18 protein-coding genes are annotated in these 17,553 nt (G+C 38.3%); 8 read left to right on the top strand and 10 right to left on the bottom strand.

The window, feature by feature from the left end:
* Nucleotide 1: 1 nt before the first annotated feature.
* Together cobS and ACFIK4_RS04585 are read right to left on the bottom strand one after the other, a co-directional pair.
* Nucleotides 2–982, bottom strand: coding sequence for a cobaltochelatase subunit CobS (gene cobS / locus ACFIK4_RS04590; RefSeq protein ID WP_375612717.1), 981 nt, complete (start codon nucleotides 980–982; stop codon nucleotides 2–4).
* 202 nt (nucleotides 983–1,184) lie between these two features.
* Nucleotides 1,185–1,805 carry a J domain-containing protein gene (locus ACFIK4_RS04585; protein WP_375612239.1) on the bottom strand — a complete coding sequence of 207 codons (621 nt, stop codon included), beginning with the start codon at nucleotides 1,803–1,805 and terminating at the stop codon, nucleotides 1,185–1,187.
* A gap of 124 nt (nucleotides 1,806–1,929) precedes the next feature.
* Here ACFIK4_RS04585 and ACFIK4_RS04580 point away from each other — a divergent pair, with 124 nt between their 5' ends.
* Nucleotides 1,930–2,202 carry a BolA family protein gene (locus ACFIK4_RS04580; protein ID WP_375612716.1) on the top strand — a complete coding sequence of 91 codons (273 nt, stop codon included), beginning with the start codon at nucleotides 1,930–1,932 and terminating at the stop codon, nucleotides 2,200–2,202.
* Between the two features lie 18 nt (nucleotides 2,203–2,220).
* Here the strand turns inward: ACFIK4_RS04580 and ACFIK4_RS04575 are convergent, their stop codons facing one another.
* Nucleotides 2,221–3,189, bottom strand: a complete 969-nt coding sequence (locus tag ACFIK4_RS04575; protein WP_375638443.1) for a tyrosine recombinase XerC — start codon at nucleotides 3,187–3,189, stop codon at nucleotides 2,221–2,223.
* A 3-nt stretch (nucleotides 3,190–3,192) separates the two neighbouring features.
* Nucleotides 3,193–4,014: a SapC family protein gene (locus tag ACFIK4_RS04570; protein ID WP_375612242.1), complete on the bottom strand. Its 822-nt coding sequence runs from the start codon at nucleotides 4,012–4,014 to the stop codon at nucleotides 3,193–3,195.
* A 132-nt stretch (nucleotides 4,015–4,146) separates the two neighbouring features.
* Here ACFIK4_RS04570 and rimM point away from each other — a divergent pair, with 132 nt between their 5' ends.
* The 7 genes from rimM to ACFIK4_RS04535 all read left to right on the top strand — a co-directional run bounded on the left by rimM (nucleotide 4,147) and on the right by ACFIK4_RS04535 (nucleotide 10,284).
* Nucleotides 4,147–4,704 carry a ribosome maturation factor RimM gene (gene rimM, locus ACFIK4_RS04565; protein WP_375618306.1) on the top strand — a complete coding sequence of 186 codons (558 nt, stop codon included), beginning with the start codon at nucleotides 4,147–4,149 and terminating at the stop codon, nucleotides 4,702–4,704.
* A 284-nt stretch (nucleotides 4,705–4,988) separates the two neighbouring features.
* Complete coding sequence (gene trmD, locus ACFIK4_RS04560; protein WP_375612244.1) at nucleotides 4,989–5,687, top strand: tRNA (guanosine(37)-N1)-methyltransferase TrmD; 699 nt, start codon at nucleotides 4,989–4,991, stop codon at nucleotides 5,685–5,687.
* Nucleotides 5,688–5,896: 209 nt separating this feature from the next.
* The gene (gene rplS, locus ACFIK4_RS04555; protein ID WP_375612245.1) at nucleotides 5,897–6,337 is read left to right on the top strand and encodes a 50S ribosomal protein L19; all 441 of its coding nucleotides are present in this window, start codon (nucleotides 5,897–5,899) and stop codon (nucleotides 6,335–6,337) included.
* A 495-nt stretch (nucleotides 6,338–6,832) separates the two neighbouring features.
* Complete coding sequence (gene sdhC / locus ACFIK4_RS04550) at nucleotides 6,833–7,234, top strand: succinate dehydrogenase, cytochrome b556 subunit (RefSeq protein WP_375606014.1); 402 nt, start codon at nucleotides 6,833–6,835, stop codon at nucleotides 7,232–7,234.
* Between the two features lie 18 nt (nucleotides 7,235–7,252).
* The gene (gene sdhD, locus ACFIK4_RS04545) at nucleotides 7,253–7,639 is read left to right on the top strand and encodes a succinate dehydrogenase, hydrophobic membrane anchor protein (protein WP_375612246.1); all 387 of its coding nucleotides are present in this window, start codon (nucleotides 7,253–7,255) and stop codon (nucleotides 7,637–7,639) included.
* A 6-nt stretch (nucleotides 7,640–7,645) separates the two neighbouring features.
* Nucleotides 7,646–9,490, top strand: a complete 1,845-nt coding sequence (gene sdhA, locus ACFIK4_RS04540) for a succinate dehydrogenase flavoprotein subunit (RefSeq protein WP_375620955.1) — start codon at nucleotides 7,646–7,648, stop codon at nucleotides 9,488–9,490.
* Nucleotides 9,491–9,504: 14 nt separating this feature from the next.
* Nucleotides 9,505–10,284 (top strand): succinate dehydrogenase iron-sulfur subunit, encoded by a 780-nt coding sequence (locus ACFIK4_RS04535; protein WP_005774220.1) that lies wholly within the window; start codon nucleotides 9,505–9,507, stop codon nucleotides 10,282–10,284.
* A 1,893-nt stretch (nucleotides 10,285–12,177) separates the two neighbouring features.
* Here the strand turns inward: ACFIK4_RS04535 and ACFIK4_RS04530 are convergent.
* From ACFIK4_RS04530 to ACFIK4_RS04505, 6 genes are all read right to left on the bottom strand, one after another.
* Nucleotides 12,178–12,453, bottom strand: coding sequence for a hypothetical protein (locus tag ACFIK4_RS04530; protein ID WP_375668537.1), 276 nt, complete (start codon nucleotides 12,451–12,453; stop codon nucleotides 12,178–12,180).
* A gap of 1,160 nt (nucleotides 12,454–13,613) precedes the next feature.
* A complete protein-coding gene (virB11, locus tag ACFIK4_RS04525; RefSeq protein ID WP_375612249.1) occupies nucleotides 13,614–14,675 on the bottom strand; it encodes a P-type DNA transfer ATPase VirB11 in 1,062 nt (353 codons plus the stop codon).
* A complete protein-coding gene (virB10, locus tag ACFIK4_RS04520) occupies nucleotides 14,650–15,807 on the bottom strand; it encodes a type IV secretion system protein VirB10 (RefSeq protein WP_375606219.1) in 1,158 nt (385 codons plus the stop codon). The genes virB11 and virB10 overlap by 26 nt, the downstream gene beginning before the upstream one ends.
* Nucleotides 15,807–16,613, bottom strand: a complete 807-nt coding sequence (gene virB9 / locus ACFIK4_RS04515) for a P-type conjugative transfer protein VirB9 (protein WP_375606008.1) — start codon at nucleotides 16,611–16,613, stop codon at nucleotides 15,807–15,809. Before virB9 ends, virB10 begins: the two co-directional genes overlap by 1 nt.
* A gap of 13 nt (nucleotides 16,614–16,626) precedes the next feature.
* Nucleotides 16,627–17,328: a virB8 family protein gene (locus ACFIK4_RS04510; protein ID WP_375606007.1), complete on the bottom strand. Its 702-nt coding sequence runs from the start codon at nucleotides 17,326–17,328 to the stop codon at nucleotides 16,627–16,629.
* Complete coding sequence (locus ACFIK4_RS04505; protein WP_273790050.1) at nucleotides 17,325–17,468, bottom strand: TrwH protein; 144 nt, start codon at nucleotides 17,466–17,468, stop codon at nucleotides 17,325–17,327. The genes ACFIK4_RS04510 and ACFIK4_RS04505 overlap by 4 nt, the downstream gene beginning before the upstream one ends.
* Between the last annotated feature and the right edge of the window lie 85 nt (nucleotides 17,469–17,553).

Here is a 17,553-nt window from a genome sequence, read left to right as displayed (position 1 = left end):
CTTAAGGCGAAACACCATGAATGAGTGATTCGGGAAGCTCTTGTCCAAAGGCGCGTTGATAAAATTCTGCAACAGTGGCACGTTCGAGTTCATCACATTTATTGAGAAAGGTTAATCGGAAGGCAAAGCCGACATCTTGAAAAATTGTTGTATTTTCTGCCCAAGTAATGACGGTACGTGGACTCATGACAGTTGAAAGATCTCCATTGATAAAAGATTGGCGTACCATATCAGCAACATGAACCATTTGTGAAATTGTCTTTTTTCCCTCAGCCGTTTGAAAAGATTTGACCTTTGAACAAATGATATTAACCTCTTTATCATGGGGTAAATAATTGAGTATCGTAACAATAGACCAGCGGTCCATTTGAGCTTGATTGATCTGTTGGGTACCATGATAGAGACCGGTTGTATCACCAAGACCAATGGTGTTTGCCGTTGCAAAAAGACGAAATGCTGGGTGTGGAGAGATGACACGGCTTTGATCAAGTAAGCTTAGTTTTCCAGAGGTTTCAAGAACGCGTTGGATGACAAACATAACATCGGGACGCCCCGCATCATATTCGTCGAAAACAAGAGCAATATTATTTTGATAAGCCCATGGCAAAATGCCCTCTTTAAATTCAGTGATTTGTAAGCCATCTTTTAAAACGATAGCATCTTTTCCTACAAGATCGATACGACTTACATGACTATCGAGATTAATGCGAAGACAAGGCCAGTTAAGACGTGCAGCAACTTGTTCAATATGCGTTGATTTCCCTGTACCGTGATAGCCAGAAACCATTACACGGCGGTTAAAGGTAAAACCTGCGAGAATCGCTAAAGTTGTTTGCTGATCAAAAAGATAATCAGGATCGATATCAGGAACATGGGGACTTTTTGTGCTAAAAGCAGGGACTTTCAGATCTGTTTCAATATGAAATAGATCGCGAGCACAAAGTGTAATATCGGGCAAATTTTCAACGGTAAGATTTGTCATTATGTTTCTGGAAGGGAGAGGACGCTATTTATTCATTAGAAACGATACAAGAGTTAAAGTATTTATGCAATGCTCTATAATGAGAGCCTTAGATATTGAAGAAAGATTTTTTTACGTATTCTATAATGTTTTGCAAAAAAAGTAACATTTTGCGCAAATAATGATGGTCTAAATGAAAATAGACTCATATAAGCGCATGTTTTCAGCACAAACCAGACTTTTTTAGCAAATTGTAAGCATGTAAAACATCACGAAAGCGCTCTTCTGAAGCACGATTACCACCATTGGAATCAGGATGGTGCTTTTTTACCAACTCTTTATATTTCATTTTGATGTCTTCTGCTGAAGCGTTTGCCTGTAGTCCCAGTGTATCAAAAGCTTTTGCTTCTAAGGGCTTTAATTTTCGTGAGAACTTATTGTTTGAATGCTGCCCAGTAAAAAGCGTGAAGGGATCGCGCATGCGATTTTGATAGGCAGCTGTTCCAGAGCGAATCTTTGCATAATTCGCGGCTGTTTTTTTCGATGTACCATTGCTCAGATCTGTAGGCCATGTCGGACGATGTCCTGTGAGAGCATCCTTTTGAAATTTTGCGATATCTTTATTGCTAAGACCAGAGAAGTAATTAAAATTTTTATTATAGGCGCGTACGTGTTCAATACAAAAATATAAATATTGTCCTTCGTGATTTCGACCTGCTGGTGCTTTATGGGACCCTGTTTTTTCACAACCTTCCCACTGACACTGTTGTGCTTCTGGCTCAGCTTTTTGTTTTTTATTTGAGCTTATGCGAATTGAATCGAATAATTTAGATGTTATTGTCATATTATTGGTTTATGCAAAATTGATTAATTTTACAAGAATTGACTTTTGAAAAATTTGTTTTCACACTTATTCTATTATGAAAAAGGTGTATCTTTGCACGTTCATTTTGTTTGAGGAATGAAAAATGTTTATAGAAACAATAATTCAGAGAAAGCTTCAGGATGCTTTTCATCCGCAAAAGCTTGAAGTGATTAACGAAAGTCATCTTCATGAGGGGCATCCTCATAATGAACATGCTTTTGATGGTAAAGGAGAAACACATTTTCGAGTGAAAATTTTATCTTCTTCTTTTTCTAATATGACACGCGTAGAAATACATCGAGCGATTTATAAAGTTTTACAAGAAGAGTTAGCTACTTGTGTTCATGCTTTGGCACTTGAGGTTGAAACACTCTAATTTTTTGATGAGACGTTTTTAGGAACGGGGATGGGCCTTTTGATAGATTTTTAACAAATGGTCTGTATCGACGTGGGTATAGATTTGTGTGGTGGAAAGACTAGCGTGCCCAAGAAGTTCTTGAATCGTGCGCAAATCTCCCCCCCGTGATAAAAGATGGGTGGCAAAAGAATGGCGCAGTGTATGAGGCGTTGCAGTTTCTGGTAAACCAAGGCTTGCACGTAAATTACGGACAGCTTTTTGAATAATGGCAGGCTGTAGGGGACCGCCTCGCGCCCCACGAAATATGGGTTGGTTATCCAATAAAGGATATGGGCAACATTTGAGATAATTTTGTACAGCTTCGTAAACAATTTTGATGAGAGGAACAAGGCGTGTTTTGCCGCCTTTTCCTGTTATAAATAAACTTGTTTTTTTAGGATCAGAAAATTGTTCTGGTGTGAGGCTTAAGGCTTCTGATATTCGCATTCCACAGCCATAAAGAAGCATGAGGACAGCAGCATTACGAGCGCTAATCCAAGGTTCATTTTCCAGTTGATTTTCTTGTTTGACTATGTGAAGTGCTGATTTTATCGCTAAAGGTTTTGGGAGCAATTTGGGGTGTTTGGGGCTTCGGATAAGTTGAGCTGCGGGAACATTGACGATTCCTTCACGTGATAAGTATTTGAAAAAAGAACGGATGCCTGCTACTCCGCGGCTTAAAGAGCGCGCACTTACATTGTTTGTACGCCGATAAGCAAGATAAGCACGCAAGTCACTGATGCGTAAATGAGCAAGATCTGTAAGGGTTGGTGTATGGCTTAAGTGTTGACAGAGAAAAGACAAAAATTGCCGCGTATCACGTTCATAGGCTTGCACTGTTTGTGCTGACATACGACGTGTTTGGGTAAGACACTCTAACCAATTTTTCCTTGCGTTTAAAATTGCATGGTCTGCTGGAATGAGAGGAATATTTTCATCTTTTCTCTTGTCGTTTTTGATGGGCATTATCTAGTTGAGAGTTTCTTTCTTTTTAGATTTTTCATCGTTAGAATGACCATTCTTGTTTTGGGGTTGCTCTTCACGATTGATAAGTTGCTTTTCACCTTTGAGAGAGAGTATTTTCACAAGATTGTGTGTTGACATCAAATGCGCAAAAATTAATCCTAAAAAGCCATTTTTATGAAGTTTGGCAAGTTGGCTTGCTGATAATTTATTCAATTTTTCTTCATCAACAACCCAAAAATGTTCCAATTGCGCTGAGAGACCTTTATCGTTTTTCACATTGATGGATTTTTGGCTTAGAAGATCCATTTCTACAAGAGCATCAATAAACTCAGAGGTTTTCTCCATAGCGATTTTAAAACTTTCAAGAAAGCGAATACGTTCTTCCATAAAAGGAGAAATAGAGCCATCGGAATTAAAAAGTTCTGTTCCTGCAACTTCATTAAACATACCGGACTGTTGATCAAAGCAGACAGAAAGTTCTTTTTCATTGCTAATTTGTGCCAAAACAAAAGGATAGCGACGGACAAAAGCTGGAACATAAGTATTGTTTTTCCAACTTTTATCAGAAGCGATATAGTCATTTTCGTCATTAGAAAGACCGACAAGAGCTGCGGATGTGTAGTGCCGTTTTTTTTGTTCATCTTCGGCGCACATAAATAAAATAGGATAGTCTAGCGCTGCTTGAAAATATTCAGTACTTGCTAAAGGAACCCAATGAGTATCCTTGGCAAAAGACATATCAGTTGGAGGAGCAAATTTTAGATTTTTATGGGAAATTTTGTTGATTGGTGTGATATCTTTGTAAAATAGCATAATATTTGCCATAAGACTTTCTCCTTTATTAATTTGTTTTTTGTTACCAAGAAAGGTCTTTTAGAAGATTGTCTCATATGGCAACAAGATTGAATAGAAAACTATAAGATTGAAGGGTTCATTTTTGAGAGATAATATTTTTGCATGAAGTATAATAAAGAAAAGCTTAAAAATAAAGTCTATCTTGCCATTATTGGTATGCCTCATGGTATAAAAGGAGATGTTTTTGTTAAAATTCTAAGTGCTGAGCCACAGCGTTTCAAGTTTTACAGCACTCTTTATGATGATATGGGGCGTTCTTATGAAATTGTAACTCTTCGCATACAAAAAAATAAGGCGATTGTACGTTTTAAAGGGGTAGAAAATCGTAATGCGGCTGAGTCTTTAAAAGGTATTCGCCTTTATGTGACGCGTGATCAATTAATTGATGATTTGATGGAGGATGAGTTTTATCAAGTCGATTTAATAGGCTTGTGTGTCCAAGATTGTGGGGGGAAAATCTTAGGTGAAGTGTGTGGTTTTTTTAATTTCGGGGCTGGTGATTTGCTTGAAATACGTTTGAATACAGGTAAAAGAGTTCTTATTCCCTTTAGTAAGGCGGCGGTACCAGAAATTTGTATGGATTCTGGTTTTCTTGTTGTTGATCCCATGGCCGCTGGTTTAATTGATGGGGGAGACAATGATAAAAAGGAAATAGCTTGAATCTAAAAATAAAGATGAAGGTAAAAAACAACAGATGAATTTCGTCAATAAAAAGTGGAATGTGTGAAAATATTAAAAATGCTCTTTTGAGCAGATATTGTAAGCACTTTATCTCGAAATAGTCCTGAATTTTTAGAGTCTTTTTTAGTGCAAGTATTTAGAAGGATCGTATTAAATATGGCGCAGATCAAGAAGACTCAGATTAACGCTATAGCGTTAAAAGTCTTGTTTGTGCTATTTTTGCTATTAAGAGTCTGTTTAAGAAAATAAGGATAAGAAATAAAATGAAATTTCAGGCGCGCGTTTTAACCCTTTATCCTGAAATGTTTCCTGGTTTTTTAGGGTATTCTTTAGCAGGGCAAGCTTTAGAGCGTGGAATTTGGTCACTGGAGACGGTACAGATTAGGGATTTTGCTTTAGACAAACACCATAGCGTTGATGATAAACCTGCTGGTGGGGGAGCTGGTATGGTAATGCGGGCGGATGTATTGGCGGCTGCTCTTGACTGCTGTCCACAGGATTCGCCAAGATTGTTGATGAGTCCACGTGGGCGTCCTTTTGACCAAGCTTACGCGCATAGCTTGGCTCGTGATACGGGTGTAACGTTAGTTTGTGGACGTTTTGAAGGGGTTGATGAGCGAGTCATAGAGGCACGAGAACTAGAAGAAGTCTCTATTGGTGATTATATTCTTTCAGGGGGTGAAACAGCTGCATTGGTTATCTTAGATGCTATTATACGTCTTCTGCCTGGAGTGATGGGGAATGCAGCTTCTGCAAGGTGTGAAAGTTTTGAAAATGACTTGCTGGAACATCCGCAATATACCCGCCCTTCTCTTTTCGAAGGGCGGGGTATTCCGCCTGTATTGCTCTCAGGTCATCACAAAGCGATCGCAGATTGGCGTCAAAGCCAAGCCGAATTGTTAACACGTCAACGTCGCCCTGATCTTTATGCGCGTTATAATAAAAATCATCAGAAAACTTGATTCATATGATAAGGTGGTGTATTGCATGGCTCTCTTTTTAGAGAGTTTTTTATAAAAGGTTTTCTGTAGTTCCAAAATTAAAATGAAGGAATGGTGTATTCGCTCCTGTGTAAGACATAGCCTAAAGAGCTCCTTATTCTTAATAAAGGCTTTTTTGGTAAGAGTTGAGCGCTCTGACTGTTCGATAAAGAACATGAAGGATAAAAGAAATGAATATTATCGCACAGCTTGAAGCTGAACAATGTGCAAAAATTGAAGAAAAGCGCCAATTTCCAGCATTTCAGCCAGGAGATACAGTCCGTGTTATGGTGCGTGTGACAGAAGGTACACGGACGCGTGTTCAGGCTTATGAAGGTGTCTGTATTGCGCGTTCAGGCGGTGGGTTGAATGAGACCTTTACAGTACGCAAGATTTCTTATGGTGAAGGGGTGGAGAGGGTATTTCCTGTTTATTCTCCTTTGATTGAAGGTGTTGAGCTGGTGCGCCGTGGTAAAGTGCGCCGTGCAAAACTCTATTATCTACGTGGCTTGAGAGGTAAAGCTGCACGTATCGCTGAAAAGAGAGATTATCGGAAAAAAGCTGAAAAGGTTGTTGAGAAAGTAGAAGCAGCATCTGTCAGCACAGATGTTGAAAAGCAAGTTTCTGAGTAAAGATTATATCGGCTAAACTTTATGCAAAAGCGGCTTTTATGCCGCTTATTTGTGTCTTTCTTGATTCGTTTTGCCTTTTAAAAGGCTTGGAGTGGACATAAAAATGTTCAATCTATCAATTTTTCCTCTTTTTATTCTTAATTATGGGTGCAGTTTAAGAGACTATTGCATATATCGTGAATACTCAAAAGGATAAGTTTAATCTGAAAAAATGTCTGTTTATATTTGGAAAAGATTTTAGACCTTTGACGTGAAGATAAAAGTGTATTAGATTAAGGCGAGTTTTGCGGATCATATCCGGAGAGTAATCGGTTTTTTTATGCGTGACCTTTAATCCGTTATTTGAGACAACCGACCTGTAATATCGGTATCTTGAGATGCCAAACAAGTAAAAACGAGAGAGTATGTTTAGTCGTTTTGCGCGAACTTTCTCGTTCATTGCGGTTGCAAAAACCAGGTCAGGATATTTTATGATAAACCAGGTCAGGATATTTTATGATAGAGACAACTAGGATAAAAGAGCGCCCTCGTTCCCCTCATATAAGTATTTATCGTTGGACAATTACTATGGCCATGTCCATTGCACACCGCATTACGGGTATGGCACTTTATGTTGGAACGGTTTTTCTTGCTGTTTGGTTAATTGCTATTGCGTGTGGCGAGGAGACATTTAGAACAGTTTACGAAATTTATAGTTCTTGGTTTGGATTGTGTATTTTGTTTCTTTATACTTTGGCAGGGGTTCATCACATGGTTGGTGGTGTTCGCCACATTGTTTGGGATCTGAAGCCTTGCCTTTTGGCAAAAGAAAAGGCAACAGTCACTGCTTGGGCGACAGTGTTTATTTCTCTTATTGTTACTTTTGCGATTTGGATTATTGGATATACCGTTGTTTAGCTGGGGGAGAAAAGAGACATGAAAAAAGATTTTCGAACGGAACTTGGAAAAGTACGGGGGCGTGGCAGTGCTCATGAAGGAACAGAGCATTTTTGGCTAGAACGTTTGACGGGGTTTATCAATCTACCACTTTTGATATTTTTTATTGTTCTTATTCTTTCGCTTGTGGGAAAGGATTATAGTATTGTGCGTGCAAGACTTGCACATCCTATTGTTGCTATTTTGATGGGATTGATGACTTTTTCGGTCCTTTATCATATGAAACTTGGTATGCAGGTAGTGATTGAAGATTATATTCCACGTGAAGGTTTTCGGATATTCTTTTTGACGTTAAATATTTTATTTTGTTTTCTCATAGGTGGTATCATTATTTTTTCTCTTTTGAAAATTGCATTAGGGGGTTAAACAAGTATGGCGGGTACAGGATCATCTCTGGGTGCTAAAGCAGGTAACGCCCCTTATCGCACTGTAGATCATAAATTTGATGTTGTTGTTGTTGGGGCAGGTGGTGCAGGATTACGTGCGACACTGGGTATGGCAGAACAAGGATTAAAGACAGCTTGTATTACGAAGGTTTTTCCAACGCGCTCACATACGGTTGCAGCACAAGGGGGAATTGCTGCATCGCTTTCAAATATGGGACCTGACAATTGGCAGTGGCATTTATATGATACCGTGAAAGGTTCTGATTGGTTGGGCGATACCGATGCAATGGAATATTTGGTGCGTAATGCTCCTGCTGCTGTGTATGAATTAGAACATTATGGCGTTCCTTTTTCGCGAACGCAAGAAGGCAAAATTTATCAGCGTCCTTTTGGTGGACATACGACACAATTTGGTGAAGGTCCGCCTGTTCAGCGTACTTGCGCAGCAGCTGACCGTACAGGCCATGCCATTTTGCATACGCTTTATGGACAAAGCTTAAAGCATAATGCGCAATTTTTTATTGAATATTTTGCACTCGATCTCATCATGACGGATGGGGTTTGTACGGGGGTTGTGGCATGGAATCTCGATGATGGTACAATACATCGTTTTTCTGCCAAAATGGTTGTTCTTGCAACCGGTGGTTATGGACGCGCTTATTTTTCTGCGACATCGGCGCATACCTGTACGGGTGATGGTGGTGGAATGATCGCACGTGCTGGATTGCCACTTCAGGATATGGAGTTTGTGCAATTCCATCCGACAGGGATTTACGGTTCTGGCTGCTTAATTACAGAAGGAGCTCGTGGTGAAGGAGGCTATTTAATCAATTCTGAAGGTGAACGCTTTATGGAGCGTTATGCACCTTCCTTTAAGGATTTGGCTTCACGTGACTTGGTTTCGCGTTGTATCACACTTGAAATTCGTGAAGGGCGTGGCGTTGGACCTAAGAAGGATCATATTCATTTGGTTCTCAATCATATTGATCCTGCAATCTTGCATGAGCGTTTACCAGGGATTTCAGAATCAGCACGGATATTTGCAGGGGTGGATGTAACAAAAGAGCCTATCCCCATCTTGCCAACGGTTCATTATAATATGGGTGGGATTCCTACCAATTACTACGGGGAAGTTCTCAATCCAACGGCTGATTCGCCTGATCGTATTCAACCAGGGCTGATGGCGGTAGGAGAAGCAGGATGTGCTTCTGTTCATGGAGCTAACCGCTTGGGGTCAAATTCATTAATTGATCTTGTGGTGTTTGGTCGTGCTGCTGCCATTCGCGCGGGTGAAGTTATTGATCGGAATGCAGAAATTCCACCCATCAATGAAGAAGCTGTTGACGAAATTATAGCGCGTTTTGATCGTTTACGTTTTGCACAAGGGGCAATACCAACAGCTGTATTGCGTGAAAAAATGCAACGCACGATGCAAGAAGACGCAGCAGTCTTCCGTACAGAAGATTCTTTGAAACAGGGATGTCAACGGATGAATAAAATCTGGGGGGAATTGTCGGATCTCAAAGTCACAGATCGTTCTCTGATATGGAATTCTGATTTGGTTGAAACATTAGAGCTTGAAAATCTTATGGCGAATGCAATCATGACTGTTCATTCTGCCGAAGCACGTTCAGAAAGCCGTGGCGCTCACGCTCGTGAAGATTATCCAGAGCGTGATGATAAAAACTGGCGTAAACATACGATTTCACATTTGTCAAAAGAGGGTAAGGTGACATTATCATATCGACCTGTCCATGTGGACCCGTTAACATCTGAAGCTGATGGTGGGATCGATTTAAAGCGCATTGCACCTAAAAAACGGGTTTATTAAGGGGAGAATGAAATATGGTACAAATTAAGCTTCCCAAAAATTCTCAAGTAAAACCGGGAAAGGTTTGGCCTAAACCTGAAGGTGCTACAAAGCTGACGGAATTTCACGTGTATCGTTGGTCGCCTGATGATGAGGAAAATCCTCATTTAGATACTTATTATGTGGATCGTTCTGCTTGTGGTCCTATGATTCTTGATGGGCTTTTGTTTATTAAAAACCATATTGATCCAACTTTGACACTTCGTCGATCATGCCGTGAAGGCATCTGTGGTTCATGTGCGATGAATATTGATGGAACCAATACATTAGCTTGTACCAAAGGGATGGATGATGTAAAACATCCCATTAAGGTCTATCCGTTGCCTTCCATGCCGGTTGTTAAAGATTTGGTTCCTGATTTAAAGCGTTTTTATGCACAACACCGAGTCATTGAGCCTTGGTTGCAAACAGTTTCTCCTGAACCTGCAAAAGAATGGTTACAAAGTCACTCCGATCGCCAAAAAATCGATGGCCTTTATGAATGTATTTTGTGTGCGTGTTGTCAGACTTCATGTCCAAGTTATTGGTGGAACGGTGATCGTTATTTGGGGCCCGCTGTTTTGCTTCAAGCTTATCGCTGGATTGCGGATTCACGTGATGAGATGTGTGGTGAACGTCTTGATAATTTAGAAGATCCTTTCCGCCTTTATCGTTGCCATACGATTATGAATTGTGCGCAAACTTGTCCAAAGGGATTAAATCCAGCGAAAGCGATTGCTGAAATTAAAAAACTCATGGTTGAACGCCGCCTTTGAAAATTTACTGATTGATCAAAATAAAGCGTAAGGTGGAAAAAATTGTATCTCCTTTTAGCAATTAAATCTCTAAAAGAAGATCGGCTGCTTATGAGGGTGCAGTAGCTATAATCATTCTAAAAGTGAAGTAATCCCTAAAAAATTAAGCAATCCTTGTAGAAGCAATCCTTGCAATGGCTGAGCAGAAAACTCATAGTTGAATATTATCTTTGAAATTTGACCGATTAACGAACAGTAAAAAGAAAAATAGAAAATTGTGCATGTTTTTGTGCCTCTTTGAGGCTTAATCTCTAAAAATTTATTGGCTTCTATGAGGCGGTTAGTATAGTTATTATTGCCTTTAAAAAGGCATTAGTCTTTCGAGTAAACTATACTTTAAATAGCGTTCTATGTAAAAACAATAAAATCAATATGCCATGTGTTTTTATTTTTATTAAATTCGCATCATAATTTATACTTTGATGCAGATTTAAGTAATCATTTTTTATAAAAAATGATTACTCTGTATAAATATAGCACAAAAATAAATGCTGATACAAATATTATAACGCATGTAAATTATCTAAATGAAATACAAAGGAGTGATCATTATGACAATTCGTCATTTTACGACACATTTATTGTAATATCGAAAACATTGCTAATATTCAAGGATTAGGAATTTTTGATAATATCATTATATATTTAAAGGTCATATTTTTTATTTTAAAGATTGGATTGTTAATCGCATTAAAAAACAAAATTTATAGTTCTCAAAAAATGGAGAACGTAAAATCCTTCTCTATTGTAGAGATAGATTATATAGTTAAGGGGGTAGTAATTTAAAAATATTGTAACATCATAGATTTAAATTCACTAAAGAGCAAATAAGACGTTTTTAAAAAATATCAAATTTATAGTTTTTTCTAAAAATTTAGAAAAGGCTAGTGAGAATTCTAAGAACACGTGTTGCGAATGTGGTACAAGGGATGTTTATAGGTTCGTTTGAGTTGAATGAATTCAATCATCAAAGAAAACATGTTGTATTTTTATGAGTTTCGTGGGTTTTTATTTTATATGTTTTTATCTATAAAAAATAGAGATTTCTAGATTTAGGTCTTATTTATTATGTTAGGGGATTTCATTTTTTCTTGTATATATGCTGAAGAAAGTTATTTAAGCAGTAAAAGTGTTTTTTATTTTATTTTTTAGCATAAAAGATATTTCTTAACATGAAAGAGAGGTGTCCAAGTATTAACGGTATAATCAGCCATTGTTTTGGTATTTATTCTGTTGTGCTGTAAAACACTATCTTATTTAGGATGTGGTAATTAGAGTGGTTAGAAGGTGAAATCTGCTAGGTGAGGGGGCGGATTGTTTGCAGATCAGTGGCGTGTTAAGAGGCTTCGTCCTTTGAGGTGTGATAGGTGGAGTCTGTTAGCCAATTACGTAAACTAGAGCGAAATCTACGTGGACAGGTTTTTAGTCTAATCTCTCTTATATATTGTGATAGGAAATTCACATTAATAAGGACTACGACCGGTTACAGAAAACAGAAATCATTGCGAAAAAACAAGCGTGCTTATTTTAAAATTTTTAATATTTGTGATCATAATGGCATGTGAAATCTCCTGTAGTATCACGCAGACCGTTCGTATTCTCGAGCCAAGAATTGTTCATATATCCTCTTCAATCTGATCTTCACGAATTGATGCAAGAGATGGGTACGAACACCTGTAAGAATAAGCAGATGCAAAGCCAGTTGTATCATTATTGTTGCTTTGCAGAGTGTTTGATAAAAATCTGGAACATTTCTCCAATTCATTGCCGGTTTATTAATGACTTTATGGCGTTGTTTTTCTAAAAGAGCTTTTGCTGTTGCAGCTTTTACTTATCAAATGGGAGTTAAGAGTATTATGTATCTCTGTTGACGTAATCTTTGAAAGTTGCTATACAGCCGCCTAATTTGAGGAGAATATGAAGCTGTAAAGGTGCAAACCAGTTTCCATTTTTAGCATCATTTTTTAATTCTGCTTTACGACTTTCAAAAGCATCTAGAGTAATGTCTTTTAAATAATAGAGATTACGCATTGCTTCACGCTTTTGTTTCTCTCGTTCTTTAATAAGATCAAAACCCTTATGTAAAACAGAACGCCCCGAACCAAATACACTTTGCTTGTCAATTTGCACGCTTGTTTTTAAGAAACCTTTCTTTAAGGTGCCTAAGCTTATTTCACTACAGAGTTCGTGGATGGTATAATGGTAAAGCCCCGATGAATAATATAAAATTTATAGAGCATCTCCATTTTTACACTTCATAAAAGAACAAGTTGGGCGCCATTAGACACTTTGCAAACTCCCAATGTTGTGACAATTTTTGGCATTTTGGATGGTTTATAAAAGGCATTTTTAGTGCTTTTTTGTACAGTTTCATTCTATACGGCTTTATTTACTTATAATGTGCAAGAGACATGGTTTTGGTTAATAAACAGCTTTGAAATGAGAGAATCCTACGGTACTAAGATCTTTTATCCAACACGCAAAATAATGAACACTCTTTATAAGACAATGTGATGCATCTTAAGAAGAGTGATTGTAGATCTGTTCTTTTAGGAATTTTTGCTTTTTGTGGTGCAGAGAAGAGAGCAGGAATATTCAGAGTAGAGCTTACCTTATGTAGTCTATGGATATCATCTTTAGGAGAGGGACATAAGCCACGTGATATGGTTAGCAAAGCTTTCTTAAGAGAAATTTGGTTGTTTACGAACAACTGGAGGTTAAGAATCTTTCTTCGTCCGAAGAAGACGTCGTATATACTACTATACTTTTTATTACCAAATAGAACGTGGTTTATGGATGCTAAATCGAAATGATAATTTATTTCGTATGAGGTTTTCCGTATTTGGAGATTGTTTGGTTAAAAAACATATTTATTAATCACTTGAAAATAGCGCTTAGAATTTTTAAACGGTAAGTTTTGGTCTTGATGACGATAATTATTTGTGATGATCGAAAGTACCTATTTTACGAAGCTTTCATTGATAGGCGAATCAAAATTTATTCTTTTCTTTTGTTTAAATATTTATTTTGCAGCTATTTTTTCTTTTTTGCATCAAAGATACTTTTTCAAAAGGTAAATGGAAAGAATGATCAAAGGCAAGAGAATAAAGAGAACCTTATGTATAATTTGGTTTTCTCGTAGAGTTGTTGTCTATTAACTTTTTTCCTCATGAAGAGTGTAGAAAATCCATCGGAGAAGCAAAGAGAATAGGAAAAGTTAAATAAATAGCCGTAACAATTAGTTACGGCTATTTTTGTTTGCTTCATATTACCGAGAGAGGAAGCTCCCCTTAAGCGATTTTTGATTTAGCAAAAATCGGGTCGTAAAAGACTTCAGAGAGTTTTCTATCTTTAAAGAACAACACTACGTCAACTGTTGTATAGAGAACGATTTTTATCATTTCTAACTCGAGTTGCCGGCCAATTTCTGATCTTTTAATCAAGGTGGCACATCGCTCAAATGTCTGCAAAGCGCTGTTAGCATGCGTTGTTGTAATCGATCCGGGATGACCAGTGTTGAGCGAATTGAGATATTCCCATGCTTCATTGCCTCGCAATTCAGCGAGAAAAATTCTGTCAGGCGACTGACGCATACACGCATCTAGGCATTCTTCAGCTGAAACACGGCCTACATTGTTACCATAAATCATATGTACATGATTGGGATGATTGGGTAGAAAAAGCTCATGAACATCTTCAATTGTGATAATACGCTCCTCTACAGGGACCTTTTCAATTAAAGAGCGAGCAAATGTTGTTTTACCAGATCCTGTTTTGCCTGCAATAATAATGTTGCGTTTGTGAAGGACGCATTCTTCCAAAAATTCAAGAATTTTTCCCTCACGTTTACTTTGTAAGAGTTGAACTTCAAATGGTTCCAACCGTGTGAAGTCCTGCCTCGATAACAAGTTATTGGCTTCTTTTGCTGAAGGCTTATTAAAACTTACATCAGAAAAATCGTCAAATGCCCCTTCTTCTTTGAGTTCTTCTAACGTTTTAACTATGAGAGAATGTTTACGAATTACAAAGGAAAGAGCACCATCAACAACAGCTGGTGTTTGTATAATTGTACCACGTTGTCCACCAGGCAAGAGCACATAATTAATACTTCTGGGAGCCATACCGTTATAAACGATAATAGCTGTAATAAGCGTTTGCAAAAAAGTGGTTGTTAACTCTGGTACGCTGTGTAGTTGCCAACCCTTAAAGCTTTTCGTCCATACTTCACAGGGGCGGCAAATCGATAATTCAGTGATCGTGGGATCTTCTAAAAAACAATCAAGCGGTTGCAGAAGCTGAAAAACTGCTTGATCTTTTTGTATCGGGTTAACGTGTGACGAGACTGTAGACATCGCTGAAATCCAGATCACGAGCAACAAAAATATTTACTCGTTCGCCTTGGTTTTTGTAAAGTGTTGGTGTGATATTGATGGAATTTTGAAGAACATCGATTGCTATAGATTCAGCATTCTGAGCTCCTTTATTTTGTGAGTTATCTTTATTTTCTTTGCTGCTTTTACCAACTTTTCCTCTTACCCATTCTCCTAAATCACCGATAATGCTTACCATAATTGCACTACCAAATCGTTCCCAAAAATGTCTGTCAACCCAGCCACCAATACCCGCTTCACCCAGAGGACCTGTGCCTGGTGAGTCAAGATTGACAACAACACCAGAAGGCGTTTCAATGCGTAACCATTGCACAAACACGCGCGTTTGTCCTTGTTGTATGCCACTTTGGTAAAAACCAACAACTTTAGAACCACGGTCAAGCAAAACAACACGTCCACTCGTGGAATAAATATCGCGTGTTAAATGACACGTCGTCATTCCGGGTTGTGATGTAATGATTTTTGTTTCTAACGTACAATCTATTTGCGTTCCTTGTGTAATCAAAAAGTCACGGTTACGAAGTTGCATCGCATGTGATTGACCTAAACGCACGGGCTGAAGGTTATCAAATAATACGCCATTACCTCTATCATTATTCGATGCTTTATTATTTGTATCTGTAGATCCTTCGCTACCACCGTTGTTAAGGCTAGAACTGAGCATACGTTTGCGTGCTAATTCTTCAGAATCTTGGAGCATATGTGGAGGAATGGCTGTTTGAAGAAGTTTACTCAATGCCGGTGGAATATCCAAGTTTGAATCTTCTGTTTGTGTTGATTTTTCTGCTTCTTCTACAATCTTTGGCTCTTCTATAATCCGAGGGACATAGTTTGGTATAATTTGCTGTACTATTTGTTGTGGTTTTTCTTCCTCAACCTCCACGGTATTACGCATTTTAAAAGCTTTCCAAGTCAAGGCAATCGGTATCGCTACTATGACAATAAGTCCTACCATTAACAATGCACGGGTACCTGGAATTGTTGGACGACGTTCAGAACCTAGTTCGGACCCTCCATAGGTACCTTCAATATGTTTTTGTTCGACGTTGTCCAGTTTTGTACCTTTTCCCTCTCCTTCCTTATTGTCAAACATCATTTTCCTCCTTTATTGATACGATAAACCACCGAAGATACTGTCCCTGTTGTGTTTGGTACGCCATTGGGGTCATAGGCTTCATTAAAAACAGCTAGAGCGCGTTTACCAAGCCGTATAAGCCATTTAGGATTGACCTTATGAACGGCGATAATATCATTAGAACTGCCGATAACGGTGCGTGGTATTAAGCTTTCATTACCTTCAGCATCTACGACATAAATCGATGGCATATCCATGTTAGCGGGAAATTTAAAGTAAGTAATACGCCCATTGTCCCAAGCATTTATCGGAGCAATATCTTGGTGACCACTCATGGTATAACTGAGATTATAGCCGTTGACGCTTTGGTGAAAACCACGTTCAATCGCAAGGCGCCGATTGTTTTCTTCTGACTTTTCATCGTTTGAATCGGGATAATGGAAAGCCAATTCATATGTTGATCCCGCACGGTCATTCCGAAATTGTAGTCGGAATTTATAACTCCGTTTGTCGGTTACAACGATGAGATTGGTATTGGCAAGTTCTGCTTTTGGTTTAATAAAAATATGCCGCCCTTTATGAGCAAAGGCATAGGCTTCAGAATCGCCAAAGGCATGAGTTATGTACTGTTCACCTTCTTCAAGAATAATATGTGTTGCCACACCAAGAACTGTTTCAATTTGAACCACATCGGCTTCGTTATATGTTATATAGCGAATGCGATGATCATATTGTGAATTTGATGGACTTTTGAGCGCCTGCACAGGTACCGTATAAAGAGAAGAAAACGAAGACAATAGAACAACGAACGCAAGTTTTTTCATAACAATCAATTCCTTAATCATTCAACAGTATTTCTGGGTCAGAACGGTAACTTGTTACTTGAAAACCAAGGGGGTTAAGCAATCGATCAGATGATTTCATGGGTGCACCAACATAGGTGTAACCAATTGTTGCAATTTGGTGCTGTTTTGGTCCAGTAGCAGCACCGTTGCTGTCAAGTTGCTGAGTCGTAAAACGTACAGTTGCTTGACCGAGTCCATTAGGCTGGATTGATCGTACTTTAACTGTAATACGTGCTTTGTTGGAAAGCACTTTGTCCCGTGCATTTTCTCCATCATAGATTTTATAATATTCTTGTTGAACAGATGCCGCACTTAAAAGTGCTGTTGTGTCATAGTTCAGTTGAATAGTATCGTAGTCGTAAGTTTCGCGGTTAAGTACATATTGGTTTAGCCAATATCTATCTACAACTTCACCATAGCTTTCTTCGTGTTCACGCATGATTGAGATAACATCAACTGCACCCGTCGTATTATCAACGCGCAATACTAAGGGAGTTGGAGCTGGTTGAGAAAATCCAACAACTCCACATATCATACCGAATAAGCCAAAAAGACCCACAGTACTCGCAACACGCCATGCCGTTCTGCGCGACCTTATAAATTCATTGATAAGATCACGTTCTAAGCCACGGCTTTCTTCATAATAACTTCTAAGTTGTTCGGCTTTCACTGGTTTTGCTTGTTTTGTTTTCATCTGTCTCCTCGCTTGATTTCGGCAGGGATTGTTTTATTAATAGGCACGCGGTTCCTATCATTAGGCTGTTTTAGCTTTGGTGCTAATGCACAAGCCGATAAAAGGTTTGCAATCAAAATTATAAGAATGATCGACTTCATTTTAATATGACTCTTTTTACTGTTATATACATTCTGATATTTGTTGTCATTATTATAATTTTGACACTAAAGTAAAGTGTATAGT

The sequence above is a fragment of the Bartonella sp. AP9QHHD genome (assembly GCF_042195625.1).
Taxonomy (GTDB): Bacteria; Pseudomonadota; Alphaproteobacteria; order Rhizobiales; family Rhizobiaceae; genus Bartonella.
Note: the sequence above shows the minus strand (reverse complement) of the source record. Positions and strands in the feature narration are given on the sequence as shown.